Raw genomic sequence first — 18,855 nt, 5'->3', positions numbered from 1 at the left:
GGAGGAGTGCGGGGCCTTGGTGGTGCGGGGGGTCAGCCCTGCCAGCTGTGCGGGGCGCGGAAGCCCGGGGTGCGCTCCAGGCGGCGCCAGCCGGCCTTGTCACGGCCGCGGCGGGCCGGGGCGGCGGGCCGGGCGGCGGCGCGGGCCAGCAGGATCGCGGTGATGGCCGCGACTTCCTCGGGCTCGGCGTGGCCCTTTTCGACACGGATGTCGGGGGGTGTCATGTGCAGCGTTCTCCTTGTGGGCTACTGCGGGGGGTTGCCGTGCTTGCGCGAAGGCAGGTCGGCGTGCTTGTTGGCGAGCATCGCGAGGGAGTTGATGAGCACCTCGCGGGTCTCGGCGGGGTCGATGACGTCGTCCACCAGGCCGCGTTCGGCGGCGTAGTAGGGGTGCATCAGCTCGGCCTTGTACTCCTTGACCATGCGGGCGCGCATGGCCTCGGGGTCCTCGGCGGCGGCGATCTGCCGACGGAAGATCACGTTGGCCGCGCCCTCGGCGCCCATGACCGCGATCTCGTTCGTCGGCCAGGCGTAGGTGAGGTCGGCGCCGATGGACTGGGAGTCCATGACGATGTAGGCGCCGCCGTAGGCCTTGCGCAGGATGAGCGAGATGCGGGGCACGGTGGCGTTGCAGTACGCGTAGAGCAGTTTGGCGCCGTGGCGGATGATGCCGCCGTGCTCCTGGTCGACGCCGGGCAGGAAGCCCGGCACGTCAAGGAGCGTCACGATCGGGATATTGAAAGCGTCGCACATCTGGACGAAACGTGCGGCCTTTTCCGACGCCTCGATGTCCAGGACACCGGCGAGCGACTGCGGCTGGTTGGCGACGATCCCCACCACCTTGCCGTCCAGGCGGGCCAGCGCGCAGATGATGTTGCGCGCCCAGCGCTCGTGGACCTCCAGGTAATCGCCGTCGTCGACGATCTCCTCGATGACCTTGATCATGTCGTACGGGCGGTTGCCGTCCGCCGGGACCAGGTCGAGCAGCACGTCCGAGCGGCGCTCGGCCGGGTCCTCGGACTCGTGCGCCGGGGGGTTCTCCCGGTTGTTCGAGGGGAGCATCGAGATGAGGTAGCGGACCTCGGCGAGGCAGGTCTCCTCGTCGTCGTACGCGAAGTGGCACACACCGGAGGTCTCGGCGTGCACGTCCGCGCCACCGAGGCCGTTCTGGGTGATCTCCTCACCCGTCACCGCGCGGACCACGTCCGGCCCCGTGATGAACATCTGCGAGGTCTCGCGGACCATGAACACGAAGTCGGTGAGGGCGGGCGAGTACGCGGCGCCGCCCGCGCACGGGCCGAGCATCACGCTGATCTGCGGGATGACACCGGAGGCCTTGGTGTTGCGCTGGAAGATGCCGCCGTAACCGGCGAGCGCGCTGACGCCCTCCTGGATACGGGCGCCCGCGCCGTCGTTCAACGAGACCAGCGGCGCACCGGCCGCGATGGCCATGTCCATGATCTTGTGGATCTTCGTGGCGTGCGCCTCGCCGAGCGCGCCGCCGAAGATGCGGAAGTCGTGCGCGTAGACGAAGACCGTACGGCCCTCGACCGTGCCCCAGCCGGTGATGACACCGTCGGTGTACGGCTTCTTGGCCTCCAGGCCGAAGCCCGTGGCGCGGTGCCTGCGCAGCTGCTCGACCTCATTGAACGAGCCCGGGTCGAGGAGCAGCTCGATCCGCTCGCGTGCGGTCAGCTTGCCCTTGGCGTGCTGCGCCTCGGTCGCCTTCTCGCTGGGTCCGCGCAGCGCCTCCGCACGGATTTCGTGCAGTTCGGCCACACGCCCACGCGCGTCGGTGGGCTCGCCCCCGGGGGAGGCGGTCTCGTCCAAAACGGTCATGTAGCGACCTTACGGAGCGCCCACGGGGAAACGGACCGTCGACTCCGTACAGTCTCCGGGCCGTTTTCCTGGCAGCCCCGGACAGAAGCGGGCGGGGTTGCTGAAGAAGTGACTGCTCACAGCGGCACCCTCTGTGGAGTCTCCACAAAAAGGGGCCCGCGCCTTGGCCCGGGAGGCGCCCTGACCGACTGAGACACGGCTCACAGCGGCGGCCGGTGCATGCCGTTCCCGCACCGTAGCGGCACGGCCCGCGCCGCCGCCCACCGGGTGCGGGCCGAGTTGGCGGGGGCCGACAAGCCGCGCAGTCTCAGCGGGTGGCGTCGCGGTTGAACAGGGACCGCGCCCAGAGGAATCCGCCGACCGTGATCAGTACGCCCCATCCGACGGCCAGCGGCCCGTGGCGACCGATCTCGTCACCGAGGAGCAGCCCGCGCAGGGTCTCGATGAAGGCGGTGTACGGCTGCCACTCGGCGAAGTGGCGCAGCCAGTCCGGCATCGAGCCGAGCGGCACGAAGGCGCTGCTGAGGAACGGCAGCAGGAAGGAGAAGGGCAGGGCGACGCTGCTGGCCGCCTCGGGGGCCTTGACCAGCTGGCCGAGCGCGACCGCGAGCCAGGTGAGGGCGCAGCACATGAGGGTGAGAAGACCGGCCGCGGCGATCCACTCGACGGGTTCGGCGCCGGAGCGGAAGCCCGCGAGGAAGGCGACGCCGATCACGAGGACGATGCTCAGCAGCGTCTGGATGACGGCGCCGACGGCGCGCCCCGTGAGGATCGATGAGCCGTTGACCGGCATCGTCCGGAAGCGGGTCACGATGCCCTCGGTCATGTCGGTGCAGACACCGACCGTGGTGGGCAGGACGCCCGAACCGACGGCCATCAGCAGGATGCCGGGGACGAGGTACTCGATGTAGTCACCGGACCCCTGGCCGCCCATGCCGGCCGACATCGTGCCGCCGAAGACGTAGTTGAAGAGCAGCAGCATGGCGATGGGCATGCTGACCAGGCTGATCGTCATGGCCGGGTAGCGGCGGGCGTGCTTGAGGTTGCGGCGCAGCATGGTCAGGGAGTTGCGCACGGCCGACGGGGCGGCAGGGCGCGGGCGGACGACGGCCGCCGTGGCCGCGGTGGACGTGGGGGCGGTGGAGGCGCTCATCGGGTCGTCGCTTTCTCGTTGTCGGGGCGGCCGGTCACGTTGCCGGGGCGGCCGGTCACGTTGCCGGGGCGGCCGGTCACGTTGCCGGGGCGGCCGGTCACGTCGTCGGGGCAGCCGGTCACGTTGTCGGGGCGGCTGGTCACGCCGTCGGGTGGCCGGTCACGGCGAAGAAGACGTCGTCGAGGTCGGGGGTGTCGATCGTGAGGCCCTCGACCTCGGCCTCCGTGGCCTCGACCCAGTCGAGCAGGGCCTTCACGGACTTCACGCTGCCGTCGCCGGGGACCTGGAGGGTGAGGGCCTCGCTGTCGGCGGTGCCGATGCCGAGGGCGCGGGCGGCGCGGTCCAGGCCGGCCGCGTCGGCGAACCGCAGGACGACGTGGCCGCCGGGGACGAGGCGCTTGAGTTCGGCGGGGGTGCCCTCGGCGACGAGCTTGCCGCCGTTCAGCACCGCGATGCGGTCGGCGAGCTGATCGGCTTCTTCCAGGTACTGCGTCGTCAGGAAGACGGTGACGCCGTCGCCGACGAGTTCGCGGACGATCTCCCACATGCCGTGGCGGCTGCGCGGGTCGAGGCCGGTGGTCGGCTCGTCGAGGAAGATGACGCCCGGATCGCCGACCAGGGTCATCGCGATGTCGAGGCGGCGCCGCATGCCGCCCGAGTACGTCGAGGCGGGCCTCTTCGCCGCCTCCACCAGGTCGAACCGCTCGACGAGGCCTGCGGCGAGTCGCCTCGCCCGGCGGCGGCGGTATCCGTGGAGCTCCGCCATCAGGAGCAGGTTCTCCTCCCCGGTCAGCAGGTTGTCGACGGCCGAGAACTGACCGGTGACGCCGATCGACGCGCGGACCGCCCCGGGGTCGCGGGCCAGGTCGTGGCCCGCGACGCGCACCTCGCCGGCGTCCGGGGTGATCAGCGTCGAGAGGATCTGTACGGCGGTCGTCTTGCCGGCGCCGTTCGGGCCGAGCAAGGAGAAGATCGACCCCTTCGGGATGTGCAGGTCGATGCCGTCGAGCACGGTCTTCTCGCCGAAGGACTTGCGCAGGCCGGTGGCGGTGATCGCGGCGGGGGCCGGCGGCTGGTGGGGGACGGTCATTGCTCGGTCCCTTTCGGTTCGGGGGGGGGCGCGGGGTCGAGGTTCAAGGGTTCGCGGGGCTTTCGGGCAGCACCATTATCGGACACCAGTTCGATACTGGTTCCGTGGCGATGCGCGGGGCGTGTGGAGAGGCGGGTAGGCGGGCCCTCGGTGAGGGGCGCCCCGGGCGGTCAGGCCCGGCGGATCGTGATGTCACCCATCCCGGTGCGGGCCCGCACCTTGAGCGTGTCCGCGGGTTCGGCCGGCGGCTCGGCCTCCGCCAGCGCGTTGCGCACGGCTCCCGCGCGCGTCCGCACGTCGAGCCAGGCCGCCGTCCCCTCGCGTACGCCGAAGTCGACCTGGCCCGCGGCTGTTTCCAGGACGGCCGTGCCGCTCGCCAACTCGCCCACCCGGATGGCGCCGTTGGCGCTCTTCACCGTCACGTCCGCCGCCGCGCGCTCGACGGTGACGGAGCCGTTCGACGCCTTGACCGAGAGCTCGCCCTCGATCTCGCCGAGGTCGACGATCCCATTGGAGTTCTTGACGGTCACGGCGCCCTTGACCGCCGCGAGCCGGATCTCGCCGGAGGCCGTGGTGACGTGGGCCGAGCCGTTCGCGCGGCCGACGGAGACCTCGCCGTAGCCCGTGGTCAGCCGCAGGGTCCCCGCCTGTTCCAGCTGGATGTCACCGGCGGATGTCTTGACCTCGCAGTCGCCGAGCCTGCCCCGGGCCGAGAAGTGCGCCAGCGCGGCGGTGGCCCGCACCTCGGAGCCGGCCGGCAGCGTGACCTCCACGTCGATCGAGGAGCCCTTGGAGAAGGGGGACAGCTCCTTGGGCCCCTTGACCAGGAGCGTCCCGTTCGCGAACTCGACGCGGGTGCGCTCGGCGGCCCTGACGTCCGCCTCCCGGGTCTCGCTGTTGGGGCGTACGTCGACGACCGTGGAGGCACCGTCTCCCGCGATGACGCGGAAGGATCCGGCCTCGATGGAGAGGGTGGCGGTGATGGGCTCGGGGGTGTCGAAAGCAGGCATGGCTGTCCCGTCCTGGTGGCTCGACGAGCCCCAGGGGGCTCGGTGTCGGTGTGGGTGAAGCAGCGGTGAGGGGTGGCGGCGACGGCTCGTGGGGGCCGGTCAGCGCACCCAGCCCGTGAAGCCGCCGCCGAAGCCGCGGGCCTCGCGGCGGCCGGCGGTCGCGCCCGGCCCGCCGCCGGGCTGGTCCAGGGCCGCGGAGACGGCGCGGACCAGCCAGGCGTTGACCGAGAGCCCGTCGCGGCTCGCGGCCTCTTCCACACGGGTCTTCACGTGGGCCGGCAGGCGGAGGTTGATGCGGGCCGTGCCTCCGTCGTCCGGAGCCTCTGGGGCGGGGGGCGTGGGCGGCTTCACCGCCATCAGCGCCGCGTACTCCGCCTCGGCGTCGAACGGCTCCGCCGTCGGCGGGGGCGTCACCACGAACTCGGGGTCGAGACCGCGCAGTCGCACGTCCACCGAGCCCGGCGCGAGATCGCTGGTGATCTCTTCCGCGGCGGCGGACAGGGCTTTCAGGAGGGTGAGCCGCGCGGCCGATTCGAGCGGGGCGGTGAGGCGCTCGGCCAGGGCGCGGGCCTCTTCGCCACCGGCTTCGGCGGCCACCGCGAGCTCCTGCCGGAGCTGGTCGACGTACTGCGTGAGGTTCATGACGCCATAGTGGCACCATCGTGGTGCCATCGCAAGCATCGGCCGCGCCAGAGTGGCACGGGAGGGCCCACCCCCTCCGCGATCCGGCAGCCGACGGACCCGGAAGCTGGACCTAGAAGTTGAATATTGAACTGAATCGCGCTACCTTAAATCTCGTTGAACCTTCAACAAGAGCAGCTCCGCAGCGGAGCTCGTCCCACAAGGAGCACGTCATGGGTCTCTTCGGCCGCAAGAACGACACCACAGCCACCGCCGCCACCGCCCCGGCCACCGCGCCCGTCGCGATCGACCCGGCGCTCGCCGCCCTGACCGGTGACTACACGATCGACCCCTCCCACTCGACGATCGGCTTCGTCGCCCGGCACGCCATGGTCACGAACGTCAAGGGATCGTTCCGCGACGTCTCCGGCACACTGCACCTGGACGGTGCCGACCCGTCCGGCTCGACGGCTTCCATCGACGTACGGATGGACAGCATCGACACCGGCAACGCCGACCGTGACGGTCACCTGAAGAGCGCGGACTTCTTCAAGGCGGAGGAGTTCCCCGAGATGACCTTCCGCACCACCAAGGCGGAGGCCCTCGGCGGCGACGACTACCGCGTCACCGGCGATCTGACGATCCTCGGCACGACGAAGCCGCTCTCCATCGACCTGGAGTTCAACGGCTCGGCCACGGACCCGTTCGGCAACGAGCGCGTCGGCTTCGAGGGCAAGGCCGAGATCCTGCGTTCGGAGTGGGGCCTCACCTGGAACGCCGCGCTGGAGACCGGTGGCGTCCTCGTCTCCGACAAGATCAAGCTGAACTTCGACATCTCGGCGATCAAGGCGGCCGCCTGAGCCCGGGGCGCCACGGCGCCCCCGCCGGCCGCCCGCACCACGGGTCGCGGCCGCACGCTACGGTTTCGCCGTGCCCGAGTTCATACAGCAACTGCCCGCCCTCATAGGCGTGATCGTCGGCGCCCTCGGGTCGTACATGGCGATCACGCGGGGCGACCGGATCCGCTTCCAGCGGGAGCAGGCGGCCCGCTGGGAAGAGCGGCGGCTCGCCATCTACACCGAGTACGCCCGGGTCCTGAAGCAATCCGTCACGCTGACCTACCGCGTCGCCGCCCACCTCGGCAACGACCCCCACCCCCACCCCCTCTCCCCCGACGAGGCCGAGCCCCACTTCACGGAGGCCGCCGACGCGCGCGACCCGGCGGGCGAGGCGCTGCTCATGCTCGGGGCGCCGGACGTGGTGGACAAGGCGCGGGTGTGGGTGCTCACGGTGATCGAGATGGAGCGGTTCCTGCGGGACGCCACCCGGGACCCGGACGCCTGGGCCGGGCTGCTGGAGCGGCAGCGCGCCGCGCGGCAGGGGTACTACGCGGCGGTGCGGCGGGATCTGACGCTGCCGCCGGGGCACTCCGGACAGTGGGCGGTGACGGGGTCCATGACCACTCCCGCCCCGCGGGGCGACTGAGACCGGGCCCCGGACGTCACGCCGCCCGTCGGCCGACGGTGTGGCCCAGGATCGCTTCGGCCAGCGGTCCGAGCACCGCCGGGGGCAGTGCGTGCCCCATGCCCGGCACCTCCACCAGCCGGGCGCCCGCTATGACTTGGGCCAGGTGCTGGGGGTGCGGCGGCGGGAAGACCGGCTCGGCGGGAGCCGACACGACGAGGGCCGGGACCTCGTTCCGGGCCAGCTCGGCGGTGCGCAGCATCCCGGAGTCGTCGGCGCGGCCGTGCGCGGTCGATACCGCGTACGTACCGGCATGCTCGATGATCCGCCGCTCCAACTCCCTGAAGCAGCCGGCGTCGAAGGGGATCCGCCCGCCGGCCAGCACGCGCCAGTGTTCCACCCGCCGGTCCAACTCGGCCTCAAGGCCGTGGTCCTCGACCGGGCGCGCCCACAGCTCCAGCACCTCCGGCGCGATGCCGGGCAGCTCCGCGACGGGCACGCTCGTACCGTCGGGTCGCATGTACGGTGTCTCGCTCAGCGCACACGTCCCCAACAGGGTCGCGCTCAGCACCCGTTCGGGGTGGTCGGCCAGCACCAGCTGAGTGAGCATGCCACCCAGCGAGAGGCCGACGAGGTGCGCCCTGTCGACCCCGAGGCCGTCAAGGACGGCCACGATGTCCTGCGCCAGGTCCGTGACGCGGTAGGGGTTCTCGTCGAAGGGGTGGCTCGACCTGCCCGTGTCGCGGTGGTCGTAGCGGATGACGTGGTGGTGCTCGGCGAGCGCCTCCACCAGCGGCTCCGGCCAGCCGATCCCGGAGGCCTGCGCCCCCATGACCAGGAGCAGCGCCGGGGCACCGGCCGGCCCGCGCCGCTCCGTCCACAGCCGCACTCCTGGCGCGACCTCGACGTACTGCTCCCGCACCCGCTCTTCCCCAGACCTCATGAGCCACCCTCCCGCACGACCGGACCGACCGACCAACCACATTCGAGACGAAACGTATCGTCTCGAAGAGAGGTGGGTCAAGACCGGGCCGATAACCGCACGGGTCAGAAGCCGCACAGGTCAGAAGCCGCCCCCGCCGAAGTCCCCGCCTCCGCCGAAGTCACCGCCGCCCCCGAAGTCGCCGCCGCCTCCGAAGTCACCGGGGTCGAAGTCCGCCCCCGACTGGTCGCCGCCCTCGTAGCCGCCGCCGGCGTCCCCGTAGCCGCCTCCGTAGTCCGCGCCGTACGCGGGGCCCGCCATCATTCCGCCGAGCATCGTGCCGATCAGCAGGCCCGGCAGGATGCCTCCGCCGAAGTACCCGCCCGCCCACGGGCCGTACGCGGGTCCGGCCTCCCAGTAGGGACGACGCTCCCCCGAGTCCGTGGCGACCGTGCGCACCATCGGGTCCTGCCCGTCCGCCAGGCGTGCCGCGTCGGCCGCGCAGACGGGGACCTCACGCCGCGCCCCGTCGGGCGGCGCCCATGTCGCGTCCTGGACCGAGGGGCCGTGCCGGGGGTCGAAGAAGCAGGGGGCGCGGCGCTCCGGCAGTTCGCGTCCCTCGCGCCGTGCGGCGAGCAGCGCCAGACAGAAGCGTCCGTCCTCCAGGGCCTGGGTCACCCCGCGCACGTCTTCGGGGCGCGTCGCGGCCGCCATGTACGACTTGGCCTTCTCGTACGCGTCGAGCGCGCGCTCGTAGTCGGCGCGCATCGCGTCGTCCGCCCCGGGCTCGGCGGGATGGAAGTCGAGCCGGTCCAGTTCCTCGCCGAACGCGGTGATGTCCTCGTCGACGACGACGGACAGTTTGCGCAGCGCCTCGCGCTGCGCCTGCTCGTGGCGCCGCTGCTTGCGCCGGATCACGGCGTACGCGCCCACACCCCCGGCCACGAGGACCACACCGACCCCGGCGAGGGCGCCCACCGAGACGCCGTCGCCGGCGGGTGCGCCGCTCCAGGACCGCGGCGCCCCGCCCGCCGCCTGCGCGATCGCCTCGTCGACGAATTCGTTGAGCTGCGTGTTGGCGTCCTGGCCGCGCACGAGCGAGACGAGGTTGGTCACGGCGTTGCCCGTCAGCACCGACCGGTCGGCCTTGGCGTCGAAGCCGTCGCCGAGCCGGACCGCGTACACCCCGGTCACGCCCGTCTCGGTGCGCAGCTTCTGGAAGATGTCCTGCCGGGGGAAGTCCTGCGGCAGCACGGCCACGAACACCGGCTTGCCCGCGTCCTCGATCTTCTGGGCGAGGGCGTCGGCCTGGGAATCGGACAGCTGGTCCGACGCCGCGGGATCGACGTACACCGGATCCTTCTGCCAGGCCTCGGCCACCTCCGAGGTGTCGCCCACGGCCGACGCCCCGGGAGCCGCCGTGAAGGACGCGGCACCCAGGGCGAGCAGCAGTCCGGAGAGCCCCACACTGAACCGCTTCGTCCGATTCCTCATACTTCGAACGTAACCCAGCGGGGCCGCCGACGGAGGTTCGGGGCGGGGGTTACTCGACCGGCTCGACCCCGGCCCGCAGCAGGCCGTACGTGTAGGCGTCCTCCAGCGCGCCCCACGAGGCGGCGATGACGTTCTCCGCGACGCCCACGGTCGACCACTCCCCCGCGCCGTCGGAGGTGGAGATCAGCACGCGCGTGGTGGACGACGTGCCGTGCTTGCCCTCCAGGATGCGGACCTTGTAGTCCACCAGCTCCAGCTTGGCGAGCTGCGGGTAGATCCGCTCCAGGCCGACCCGCAGCGCCCGGTCGAGGGCGTTGACCGGGCCGTTTCCCTCCGCCGTGGCGACGATGCGCTCGCCCTTGGCCCACAGCTTCACGGTCGCCTCGTTGGCGTGCGTGCCGTCGGGGCGGTCCTCGACGATCGCCCGCCAGGATTCCACGCGGAAGTAGCGGCGGGCCCGCCCCTCGGCCTCCTCCCTCAGCAGCAGCTCGAAGGAGGCGTCGGCGGCCTCGTACGTGTAGCCCTGGAGCTCGCGCTCCTTGACGCGCTCCACGACCCGGCCGACCAGCGCGCGGTCGTCGCCGAGGTCGACGCCGAGCTCCTTGCCCTTCAGCTCGATGGAGGCGCGGCCCGCCATGTCGGAGACGAGCATGCGGATGCGGTTGCCGACCAGGTCCGGGTCGATGTGCTGGTACAGGTCCGGGTCGACCTTGATCGCGGAGGCGTGCAGTCCTGCCTTGTGCGCGAAGGCGGAGACACCCACGTACGGCTGATGCGTGGAGGGCGTGAGGTTGACGACCTCGGCGATGGCGTGGGAGACGCGGGTCATCTCGCGCAGCGCGCCCTCGGGCAGGACCTGCTTGCCGTACTTCAGCTCCAGGGCGGCGACGACCGGGAAGAGGTTGGCGTTGCCGACGCGCTCGCCGTAGCCGTTGGCCGTGCACTGCACGTGCGTGGCGCCGGCGTCGACGGCGGCGAGGGTGTTGGCGACCGCGCAGCCGGTGTCGTCCTGGGCGTGGATGCCGAGCCGGGCGCCGGTGTCGGCGGCGACGGTGGCCACGACGGCCTGGACCTGCGCGGGCAGCATGCCGCCGTTGGTGTCGCACAGGACGACGACGTCGGCGCCCGCCTCGGCGGCGGCCCGTACGACGGCCTTCGCGTACTCGGGGTTGGCGCGGTAGCCGTCGAAGAAGTGCTCGCAGTCGACGAAGACGCGCCGGCCCTGCGAGTGGAGGTAGGAGACGGTGTCCCGCACCATCTCCAGGTTCTCCTCCAAGGTGGTGCGCAGGGCCAGCTCGACGTGCCGGTCGTGGGATTTGGCGACGAGCGTGATGACGGGGGCGCCCGATTCCAGGAGGGCGTTGACCTGCGGGTCATCGGCCGCCTTGGCGCCCGCGCGGCGGGTGGCGCCGAAGGCGACGAGCTGGGCGTGCCGGAAGGTGATCTCCTGCTGGGCCCGCGCGAAGAACTCGGTGTCGCGCGGGTTGGCGCCGGGCCAGCCGCCCTCGATGAAGCCCACGCCGAAGTCGTCCAGATGCCGGGCGATGGTCAGCTTGTCCGCGACGGTCAGATTGATGCCTTCGCGCTGGGCGCCGTCGCGCAGCGTCGTGTCGAAGACGTGGAAGGAATCGTCGGGGGTGCTGGTTTCCGTCATGCTGATCTGGCTCCTGTGTCGGATCTCGGTCTACCGGAAGGACCGGCTCCACCGCCCACAATGATCCCGCGTGCTCCGCGTCCGGCTGAAGTTGGGCCGGGAAACGAAAAAACCCCTCGCGGGTGCGAGAGGTCTGCGCGCGGGTCGAGGACGACGGTGTCCGCCCGTACATGGTGGTACGAGACGGTCACTGCGGACCGGCGCGCCTGCTGCCAATAATCATGGCGAACGAGAGCACGGTGGCAGCCTGCCACAACCCGGACACTCCGCGCCGCCCCGTCTCACGATGCGGGCGGCGTGTCCACACGCCGCCCGCTCGGCCGCGCGATGTCAGCGCAGGCGGCGTACGAAGGCGTCATCGCCGTCGTTCGTGTCACCGCTCAGCAGCGTCTCGTCGCCGGAGAGGAAGGCGATGCGGCGGGCCCCGGCCGAGATGCCGCCCGGGGCGACCGTCGCCGTGGCCGCGCCGCCCGCGGTGTCCGGCGTGACCAGGGTGGTGCCGCCCTCCTTCAGGTCCCGCAGGTAGACGGGCCACTCCTTGCCGTACGTCGAACCCGGCTCGGCCAGCTCCGACATGAAGGTGAGATGGCGGCTGTCGGCGCTGATGGCCGGCGCGCGGGTGTAGACCTCGCCGGGGCCGCCCTGCGTGCCGTGAACGCGCTGGTTGGTGCCGGTGGCGATGTCGTGGACGAAGACGTTCCACGCGGCGTCGTCGTCGTTCGGGACCAGGTGGGTGTCACGGGACTCGAAGACGACCGTGCGGCCGTCGCCGCTGATGGACGGGGCCAGGGACTCCTTCTCGGTCCTGGAGCCGTCGTGGGAGCGGTCGATCTGCGTGACCTGTCCGGTCCCGCGGTCGCGCAGCCACAGGTCGCTCCAGTCGTCGCCGCGCGGGCCGTTGACGAAGGAGGTGGCGTAGACGACGCGGCGCCCGTCGTCGCTGACGGTCGGCGAGTGGGCGTTGCGCTCTCCGTCGCCGCCCGTGTAGGGGTGGCTGACCTTCTCGGTGGTGCCGGTCTTCCGGTCGCGCAGGAAGACCGCCGTGCCGTCGAATCGCGGCCCGTCCGTGGTGAGGACGGCGTACCGCGCGTCGGCGCTCAGCGAGACGCTGCCCGCGCTGTCACCGGGGTAGCCGTCGGGCAGTTCGACGTCGAGGCGCTCGACCTTCCTGGTCCTGCGGTCGTAGAGCCGCACGTCCCGGTCGGAGGAGGAGTCGGCGGGGCTGGAGACGAAGGCGACGTAGCGGCCGTCGGCGCTCAGCGAGGGGCCGCTGACCTGGCGGCCCGCCAGTGCGATGCGCTCGGTCCTTCCGGTGCGCAGATCGCGTACGAAGATGTCGCGCGCGCCGTTCGTGTCGCCGGCGACCAGGTCGGTGGCCTCGGAGTCGAAGGCCGCGAACCGGCCGTCGCGGCTGAGCACGGCCCCCGCGGACCTGTCGTTCGCGGCCTTGCCCCCGGACGTGACGCTGACGCCCTCCGTGCGGGGCGCGGCCGGGGCGGCGACGGCCGCGGGCAGGGCGGTGGCCGTGACGGCGGCGATGAGGGCGGCCGTCAGCGCGGTGCGGTGCTTGGTGGTCTTGGTGGTCCTGGTGGTGCGCATGAGCTGTTCCCCCGTTGTTTCTTGGCGTGCCGGCCGGCTGGTCGTGCACCGGGCCGAAGGCGACGACGGTGCCGTCGGCGCTGAGCGCGGCGGCCTCCACCGGGATACAAGCGCACCGCCCGGGGGTGGGGCAATCCGCCGGTATGCGTACAACCTAGACAGGCCGCCAGGTGTCCCTACGCGCCCGGGGCGGCGAGCGCTTCGTCCAGGAACTCCCGTACATGCGCGAGGACTTGGTCTCGTCCTGTCCCGCGCAGCCCGATCGCCACATGGATGGAGAACCCGTCGAGGAGCGCCCGCAGCCGGGCGGCGAAGCGGTCGGGGTCGACCGGTCCGAACTCGCCGCGTGAGGCACCCTCGGCGAGCAGCGCCACGAGGTCGCGATGCCAGGCGCCCTCGATCGCGGCCTGCCGGTCGCGGCCCTCCTCGTCGGCGTTGAGGGAGCGGTTCCAGACCTCGAGCCAGAGCGTCCAGTGGGGGTCGCCGGGGCCGTCGGGGACGTACAGCTCGACGTAGGCGTCCAGGCGCGCGCGGGCCGTGCCGGGGCGGGCGAGGAGGCGGCCGCGCTCGGTGCCGAGGCGGCCCTCGCTCCACTCCAGGGTGCGCAGCAGCAGCTCGTCCTTGGTGCGGAAGTAGTAGAGGAGGTGGCCGGAGCTCATGCCGACCTCGCGGCCGAGCGCGGCCATGGTCAGCTTCTCCAGGCCGCGCTCGGCGATCATCTCCATGGCGGCGGACAGCACTTCCTCACGCGGTGGGGCGTTCTTCCGCGCGCGGGCCCGACCGGCCATCCGTCACTCCTTGATCACACCTTCGGCTGCTGCTGGGTGATGCAGTGGATGCCACCACCCCCGGCAAAGATCGTACGGGCGTCGACGAGCGTCACGGTCCGGCCCGGGAAGAGACCCCGGAAGATGCCCGCCGCTATCTCGTCGTTCGGGTCGCCGAAGGCGCACAGGACGACGCCGCCGTTGCAGAGGTAGTGGTTGATGTAGGAGTAGTCGACCCAGCCCTCGTCGTCCTTGAGGACGGTCGGGGCGGGGACCTCGACGATTCGCAGGGTGCGTCCGCGCGCGTCCGTCTGGCCGGACAGGGTCGCGATGATCTCCTTGCTGACCTCGTGGTCGGGGTGGGCGGGGTCGCGCTGGGAGTGGACGAGGACGACGCCCGGCGCGGCGAAGGCGGCGACGATGTCGACGTGGCCGAGGGTGCCGTAGCCGTGGCCGGGGTAGTCGGCGGTGAGGCCGCGCGGCAGCCAGATGGCCTTGGTGGTGCCGAGGTGGGCGTGGATCTCCGCCTCGACCTCCTCCTTGGTCAGGCCGGGGTTGCGCTCGGGGCCGAGCTGGACGGTCTCGGTGAGCAGCACGGTGCCCTCGCCGTCGACGTGGATGCCACCGCCCTCGTTGACGAGGGCCGAGGTGTACGTCCGGGCTCCGGCGAGGTCGGCCACGTACGCACCGATCTTGGAGTCGTGGTCCCAGCGGGCCCACTCCTGGGCGCCCCAGCCGTTGAACGTCCAGTCCACGGCGGCCAGCGTGCCCTTGCCGTCGGTGAGGAAGGTGGGGCCGATGTCCCGCATCCAGGCGTCGTCGAGCTCCCGCTCCACCACCTCGATGTCCGGTCCGAGGAGTTCGCTCGCGTACGCGGACTGGGCGGGCCCGCAGACCACGGTGACGGGCTCGAAGCGGCGTACGGCGCGGGCGACGTTGGCCCAGGCGAGGCGGGAGTCGTCCAGGTCCGCGGGGTCGTCGAAGGTGGGGTTGGGGCACGGCCACGCCATCCAGGTGCGTTCGTGCGGGGCCCACTCGGCGGGCATGCGGAAGCCGTCGGCGGCAGCAGACATGGCGTACACCTTCACAGGGAGGAGGGGGAGCAGGGAGGAGGGTCAGAGGAAGTAGAGGCGGTTGAGGGAGACCGAGTCGGCCGGCTCGGAGCGGATCGGATCGCCGTCGAGGGTGACGAGGCCGGTCTTCTGATGCACGTCGACGGCCCCGGTGCGGGAGTTCAGGCGCAGGTCGGCGGGGCCGATGCCGCGCGTGCCGCGCACGGCGACGCGGCGGCGGCGGGTGGGCATCAGGTCGTTGCCCTGGTCGACGGCGGCCTGGGCGACGAACGCCACGGAGATGTCGGCGGGTGTCGCGCCGTACGACCCGAACTGCGGCCCGAGGACGAGCGGTTCGCAGGTGTCGGTCGCGGCGTTCGGGTCGCCGACGACGCCGTAGGCGGGGAAGCCGGACTTGAGGACGAGCTGCGGCTTGGCGCCGAAGTACTCGGGGCGCCACAGCACGATGTCGGCCATCTTGCCGACCTCGATGGAGCCGACCTCGTGGGCGAGGCCGTGCGCGAGGGCGGGGTTGATGGTCAGCTTGGCGATGTAGCGCAGGACGCGCGCGTTGTCGTCGTGCGGGCCGTCGCCCTCCATGGGGCCGAGCTCGGCCTTCATCTTCCCGGCCATCGCGAAGGTGCGGCGTACGGTCTCGCCGGCGCGGCCCATACCCTGCGCGTCGGACGAGGTGATGCCGATGGCGCCCAGGTCGTGGAGCACGTCCTCGGCGCCCATCGTCCCGGCGCGGATGCGGTCGCGGGCCATGGCGGCGTCACCCGGCAGGTCCGTCTTCAGGTCGTGGACGGAGACGATCATGCCGTAGTGCTCGGCGACGGCGTCCCGGCCGAAGGGCAGGGTGGGGTTGGTGGAGGAGCCGATGACGTTCGGGACGCCCGCCATCTTCAGGACGTTCGGTACGTGTCCGCCGCCGCAGCCCTCGATGTGGAAGGCGTGGATGGTCCGGCCTTCGAGGACCTTCAGGGTGTCCTCGACCGACAGACACTCATTCAACCCGTCGCTGTGCAGGGCGACTTGGACGTCGTGTTCCTCGGCGACGCGCAGCGCGGTGTCGAGCGCGCGGGTGTGCGCGCCCATGTCCTCGTGCACCTTGAAGCCGGACGCGCCGCCCTCGGCGAGCGCCTCGATCAGCGGGGCGTCGTGCGAGGACGAACCCCGGCCGAGGAAGCCGATGTTGACCGGCCAGGCGTCGAAGGCGTTGAACGCGTGACGCAGCGCCCAGGGCGAGTTGACGCCGACGCCCCACACCGGCCCGAACTCCTGGCCGATGATCGTCGTCACGCCGGAGGCCAGCGAGGCCTCCATGATGCGCGGCGAGAGCAGGTGGACGTGGGTGTCCACGGATCCGGCGGTGGCGATCAGCCCCTCCCCCGACACGATGGACGTGCCGGTGCCGACGACCACGTCGACGCCGTCGAGGGTGTCGGGGTTCCCCGCGCGCCCGATGGCGTGGATACGGCCTTCCCTGATGCCGATGGAGACCTTGCGGATGCCCTGCGCCGCGTCGATGACGACGACGTTGCTGATGACGACGTCGCAGGTCTCGCGGACGGCGGCGGCCTTCAGGTGCAGTCCGTCGCGGGCCGTCTTGCCGAACCCGGCGAGGAACTCGTCGCCGTACTTCTGGGCGTCGGACTCGACGCGGATCGTCAGCCCCGAGTCGCCGAGCCTGACGTGGTCGCCGGCGCGGGGGCCGTGCGTGGCGGCGTACTCGTACGGGCTGAGGCGGCGCGGTTCCGCGGGGTGGCCTCCGGGGCGGCTCATCGCTCGGCCTCCTGGTCGGTCTGGTCAGTCGGTTCCGGTACGCCGAGGTAGCCGCAGGCGGCGGCGCGGCGCAGTGCCTCTTCGCGGGCGCCTGGTGCGTCCAGCGGGCCGTCCACCAGGCCCGCGAAGCCGATGGCGATGCGCTCGCCGCCGATGGGCAGCAGCCCGACCTCGCCGCTCTCGCCGGGCCCGAAGCGGACGGAGGACCCGGCGGGGACGGCCAGCCGCATGCCGTACGCGGCGGCGCGGTCGAAGTCGAGCCGGGGGTTGGCCTCGAAGAAGTGGAAGTGGGAGGTCACGGAGACGGGCACGGTGGCGGTGTTGCGCACGCTCAGCGTCACGGTGGCCGGGGGATCCTCGTGCGCGGGGCCGGGCAGCAGCGCGCCCGGCGCCTCACTGCCGAGGCTGCCGGAACCGCCGGAACCGCCCGAACCCGCGCCGATGGGGTCGGAGACGACCGCGAGACGCGATCCGTCGTCGAAGACGGCCTCCACGTGCACCTCGGTCACCACGTCGCCGACGCCGGGCAGGACGTCGTCCGGGCCGAGGACGGAGCGGGCGCGCTCGACGGCCTCGGCGAGGCGGGCGCCGTCGCGGGCGGCCTCGCACACCGTGTCGGCGATCAGCGCGGTCGCCTCGGGGACGTTGAGTCTGAGGCCGCGCGCCTTGCGGGCCCTGGCGAGTTCGGCGGCCCCGAAGAGCAGCAGCCGGTCGCGTTCGGTGGGCGTCAGTCGCACGCCGCGCACCTCCCTGATCGCAGATTTAGAACATCACTCTAACCACGAAATCCGCATGCCGGAAGCATTGACGCGAGAGGTTGGCACGGGTCACATTGAGCGCTGCTCAAAACTCTGTGAGCGCCATCGAGATCAGCCGAGCGTCAGGGGCACCCTCATGCCGATAGAACAGCGCGGAGTCGACACCATCCCGGACCGGGAGCGCACCAGCGGCCCCGGAGACCTCGTGTCGATCCTGATCGGCTCCAACCTCTGCCTGGGGGTGATCGTCTTCGGCTGGCTGCCGGTGTCGTTCGGCCTCGGCTGGTGGGAGTCGGTGAGCGCGGTGGTGGCGGGCACGGTACTCGGCACCGCGCTCACCGCGCCGCTCGCCCTGGTGTCGCTGCGCACCGGGACGAACCTCTCCACCTCATCCGGCGCCCAGTTCGGCGTGCGCGGCCGGCTCGTCGGCTCGGTCGTCGGCCTGCTGCTCTCCCTCGGCTACACCGCGCTGACCATCTGGATCGGCGGCGACGTGATGGTGGGCACGCTGCACCGCCTGACCGGGCTGCCGACCGGCGGTCTCTCGTACGGCGTGGTCTACGCCCTGCTCGCCGCCGCCACCGTGATCGGCGCCGTCTTCGGCTACCGCGTACTGCTGCGGCTCTCCCGGATCCTCGCCTTCGGCATGACGGCGCTGCTGATCCTCGGCGTCATCGCTTACGCGCCCGACTTCACGACCTCGGCGCTGCCCGGCGCGGGCGGCTATCTCCTCGGCTCGTTCTGGCCGACCTGGCTCCTCGCCCTGGTCGCTGCGGGCCTGTCGGGGCCCATCGCCTTCATCACGCTGCTCGGCGACTACACCCGCTACGTCTCCCCGGCCCGGCACAGCTCCCGCGCGGTGCTCGGCGCGGCCTGGGCGGGGCTCCTCGCGGGGCTGCTGATCCCCCAGCTCTTCGGCACCTTCACGGCGTACGCGGCGCGCGCCGCCCTCGACTACGCGGGCGGGCTCGTCGACGCCTCTCCCAGCTGGTACCTGCTGCCGCTGCTGCTCGCCGCCTCCGCCGGGTCGGTCGGCAACGCGGGCCTGATGCTGTACTCGATGGGCCTCGACCTGGACGCGATCCTGCCCCGCGCCTCCCGCGCCCGCGCCACGTACACCGTCGCCGTCGCCGCCACGGCCTGCGTCTTCGTCGGCCACTTCGCGTGGGAGGCGCAGGACGCGATGACGTCGTTCGTGCTGCTCCTGACCGCCATCGGCACGCCCTGGGCGGTCATCACCCTGATCGGCTTCGCGCGCTGTCACGGCCAGTACGACGCGGACGCCCTCCAGGTCTTCAACCGCCGCGCGCGGGGCGGCGCGTACTGGTACCGCGCGGGCTGGAACGTGCGGGCCACCACAGCCTGGGCGCTCGGCGCCGCCGTCGGGCTGTTCGCGGTCTCCCTCCCCTCGTACGAGGGTCCGCTGCTGTCGCTGACGGGCGGGGTCGACTGCAGCTTCCTGCTGTCCGGGGTGGTGGGCGGCGCGGCCTATCTGGCGCTGACGGCGCGCGAGAAGCCTGCCACCGCGGGCGGCGCCCCGCAAACGGCTCCGGCCGACCTCGCCATGGAGCCTGCCGTGGACACCTCCGTCGACCACCTCGCCTGAGGGAGGCTTCAGCCCTTCAGAGACCGCGCGGCGGCGCCGGGC

Annotated in this window: 18 protein-coding genes; 3 read left to right on the top strand and 15 right to left on the bottom strand. The window is 72.0% G+C overall.

Annotation, left to right across the window (positions count from 1 at the left end; all coding sequences use genetic code 11):
* Positions 1-32: 32 nt before the first annotated feature.
* The 7 genes from ACF062_RS32035 to ACF062_RS32005 form a co-directional block, all read right to left on the bottom strand.
* The gene (locus ACF062_RS32035) at positions 33-224 is read right to left on the bottom strand and encodes an acyl-CoA carboxylase subunit epsilon (RefSeq protein WP_223776987.1); all 192 of its coding nucleotides are present in this window, start codon (positions 222-224) and stop codon (positions 33-35) included.
* A 21-nt stretch (positions 225-245) separates the two neighbouring features.
* Positions 246-1,838 (bottom strand): acyl-CoA carboxylase subunit beta, encoded by a 1,593-nt coding sequence (locus ACF062_RS32030; protein ID WP_392143129.1) that lies wholly within the window; start codon positions 1,836-1,838, stop codon positions 246-248.
* A gap of 307 nt (positions 1,839-2,145) precedes the next feature.
* Positions 2,146-2,991, bottom strand: coding sequence for an ABC transporter permease (locus tag ACF062_RS32025; protein WP_392143128.1), 846 nt, complete (start codon positions 2,989-2,991; stop codon positions 2,146-2,148).
* Positions 2,988-3,134: a hypothetical protein gene (locus ACF062_RS32020; RefSeq protein ID WP_392143127.1), complete on the bottom strand. Its 147-nt coding sequence runs from the start codon at positions 3,132-3,134 to the stop codon at positions 2,988-2,990. The genes ACF062_RS32025 and ACF062_RS32020 overlap by 4 nt, the downstream gene beginning before the upstream one ends.
* On the bottom strand, positions 3,131-4,081 hold the full coding sequence (locus ACF062_RS32015) for an ATP-binding cassette domain-containing protein (RefSeq protein ID WP_392143126.1): 951 nt from the start codon (positions 4,079-4,081) through the stop codon (positions 3,131-3,133). Before ACF062_RS32015 ends, ACF062_RS32020 begins: the two co-directional genes overlap by 4 nt.
* Before the next feature lie 170 nt (positions 4,082-4,251).
* On the bottom strand, positions 4,252-5,091 hold the full coding sequence (locus ACF062_RS32010) for a DUF4097 domain-containing protein (RefSeq protein WP_392143125.1): 840 nt from the start codon (positions 5,089-5,091) through the stop codon (positions 4,252-4,254).
* A 99-nt stretch (positions 5,092-5,190) separates the two neighbouring features.
* The gene (locus ACF062_RS32005) at positions 5,191-5,733 is read right to left on the bottom strand and encodes an Arc family DNA-binding protein (protein ID WP_392143124.1); all 543 of its coding nucleotides are present in this window, start codon (positions 5,731-5,733) and stop codon (positions 5,191-5,193) included.
* A gap of 212 nt (positions 5,734-5,945) precedes the next feature.
* Here ACF062_RS32005 and ACF062_RS32000 point away from each other — a divergent pair, with 212 nt between their 5' ends.
* Positions 5,946-6,572 (top strand): YceI family protein, encoded by a 627-nt coding sequence (locus ACF062_RS32000; RefSeq protein WP_392143123.1) that lies wholly within the window; start codon positions 5,946-5,948, stop codon positions 6,570-6,572.
* 70 nt (positions 6,573-6,642) lie between these two features.
* Positions 6,643-7,197 (top strand): hypothetical protein, encoded by a 555-nt coding sequence (locus tag ACF062_RS31995; RefSeq protein ID WP_392143122.1) that lies wholly within the window; start codon positions 6,643-6,645, stop codon positions 7,195-7,197.
* Positions 7,198-7,213: 16 nt separating this feature from the next.
* Here ACF062_RS31995 and ACF062_RS31990 read toward each other — a convergent pair whose 3' ends face one another.
* From ACF062_RS31990 to ureA, 8 genes are all read right to left on the bottom strand, one after another.
* A complete protein-coding gene (locus ACF062_RS31990) occupies positions 7,214-8,119 on the bottom strand; it encodes an alpha/beta fold hydrolase (protein ID WP_392143121.1) in 906 nt (301 codons plus the stop codon).
* A 120-nt stretch (positions 8,120-8,239) separates the two neighbouring features.
* Positions 8,240-9,592 carry a hypothetical protein gene (locus ACF062_RS31985; RefSeq protein WP_392143120.1) on the bottom strand — a complete coding sequence of 451 codons (1,353 nt, stop codon included), beginning with the start codon at positions 9,590-9,592 and terminating at the stop codon, positions 8,240-8,242.
* A gap of 49 nt (positions 9,593-9,641) precedes the next feature.
* Entirely contained in the window at positions 9,642-11,246 is a 1,605-nt protein-coding gene (gene cimA, locus ACF062_RS31980; protein WP_392143119.1) for a citramalate synthase, read from the bottom strand.
* Positions 11,247-11,576: 330 nt separating this feature from the next.
* On the bottom strand, positions 11,577-12,845 hold the full coding sequence (locus ACF062_RS31975; protein WP_392143118.1) for a TolB family protein: 1,269 nt from the start codon (positions 12,843-12,845) through the stop codon (positions 11,577-11,579).
* Between the two features lie 176 nt (positions 12,846-13,021).
* Positions 13,022-13,633, bottom strand: a complete 612-nt coding sequence (locus ACF062_RS31970) for a TetR/AcrR family transcriptional regulator (RefSeq protein WP_392143117.1) — start codon at positions 13,631-13,633, stop codon at positions 13,022-13,024.
* A gap of 14 nt (positions 13,634-13,647) precedes the next feature.
* Positions 13,648-14,685 carry an agmatine/peptidylarginine deiminase gene (locus ACF062_RS31965; protein ID WP_392143116.1) on the bottom strand — a complete coding sequence of 346 codons (1,038 nt, stop codon included), beginning with the start codon at positions 14,683-14,685 and terminating at the stop codon, positions 13,648-13,650.
* 42 nt (positions 14,686-14,727) lie between these two features.
* Positions 14,728-16,449, bottom strand: a complete 1,722-nt coding sequence (locus tag ACF062_RS31960) for an urease subunit alpha (RefSeq protein WP_392143115.1) — start codon at positions 16,447-16,449, stop codon at positions 14,728-14,730.
* The gene (ureA, locus tag ACF062_RS31955) at positions 16,446-17,186 is read right to left on the bottom strand and encodes an urease subunit gamma (RefSeq protein WP_392143114.1); all 741 of its coding nucleotides are present in this window, start codon (positions 17,184-17,186) and stop codon (positions 16,446-16,448) included. Before ureA ends, ACF062_RS31960 begins: the two co-directional genes overlap by 4 nt.
* A 157-nt stretch (positions 17,187-17,343) precedes the next feature.
* Here ureA and ACF062_RS31950 point away from each other — a divergent pair, with 157 nt between their 5' ends.
* Positions 17,344-18,813: a cytosine permease gene (locus tag ACF062_RS31950; RefSeq protein WP_392143113.1), complete on the top strand. Its 1,470-nt coding sequence runs from the start codon at positions 17,344-17,346 to the stop codon at positions 18,811-18,813.
* Positions 18,814-18,855 lie beyond the last annotated feature (42 nt).

This window comes from Streptomyces sp. NPDC015345, assembly GCF_043078805.1.
Lineage (GTDB): Bacteria > Actinomycetota > Actinomycetes > Streptomycetales > Streptomycetaceae > Streptomyces.
This window is presented reverse-complemented; position numbering and strand designations above follow the sequence as displayed.

Excerpts from the sequence above, each read along its gene's own strand:
- ACF062_RS32005 (WP_392143124.1), bottom strand. The coding sequence starts at position 5,733 with ATGAACCTCACGCAGTACGTCGACCAGCTCCGGCAGGAGCTCGCGGTG.
- ACF062_RS31965 (WP_392143116.1), bottom strand. The coding sequence starts at position 14,685 with ATGTCTGCTGCCGCCGACGGCTTCCGCATGCCCGCCGAGTGGGCCCCG.
- ACF062_RS31960 (WP_392143115.1), bottom strand. The coding sequence starts at position 16,449 with ATGAGCCGCCCCGGAGGCCACCCCGCGGAACCGCGCCGCCTCAGCCCG.
- ACF062_RS31975 (WP_392143118.1), bottom strand. The coding sequence starts at position 12,845 with ATGCGCACCACCAGGACCACCAAGACCACCAAGCACCGCACCGCGCTG.
- ACF062_RS31950 (WP_392143113.1), top strand. The coding sequence starts at position 17,344 with ATGCCGATAGAACAGCGCGGAGTCGACACCATCCCGGACCGGGAGCGC.
- ACF062_RS32030 (WP_392143129.1), bottom strand. The coding sequence starts at position 1,838 with ATGACCGTTTTGGACGAGACCGCCTCCCCCGGGGGCGAGCCCACCGAC.
- ACF062_RS32035 (WP_223776987.1), bottom strand. The coding sequence starts at position 224 with ATGACACCCCCCGACATCCGTGTCGAAAAGGGCCACGCCGAGCCCGAG.
- ACF062_RS31985 (WP_392143120.1), bottom strand. The coding sequence starts at position 9,592 with ATGAGGAATCGGACGAAGCGGTTCAGTGTGGGGCTCTCCGGACTGCTG.
- ACF062_RS32015 (WP_392143126.1), bottom strand. The coding sequence starts at position 4,081 with ATGACCGTCCCCCACCAGCCGCCGGCCCCCGCCGCGATCACCGCCACC.
- ACF062_RS32025 (WP_392143128.1), bottom strand. The coding sequence starts at position 2,991 with ATGAGCGCCTCCACCGCCCCCACGTCCACCGCGGCCACGGCGGCCGTC.
- ACF062_RS31990 (WP_392143121.1), bottom strand. The coding sequence starts at position 8,119 with ATGAGGTCTGGGGAAGAGCGGGTGCGGGAGCAGTACGTCGAGGTCGCG.
- ACF062_RS31970 (WP_392143117.1), bottom strand. The coding sequence starts at position 13,633 with ATGGCCGGTCGGGCCCGCGCGCGGAAGAACGCCCCACCGCGTGAGGAA.
- cimA (WP_392143119.1), bottom strand. The coding sequence starts at position 11,246 with ATGACGGAAACCAGCACCCCCGACGATTCCTTCCACGTCTTCGACACG.
- ACF062_RS32010 (WP_392143125.1), bottom strand. The coding sequence starts at position 5,091 with ATGCCTGCTTTCGACACCCCCGAGCCCATCACCGCCACCCTCTCCATC.
- ACF062_RS32000 (WP_392143123.1), top strand. The coding sequence starts at position 5,946 with ATGGGTCTCTTCGGCCGCAAGAACGACACCACAGCCACCGCCGCCACC.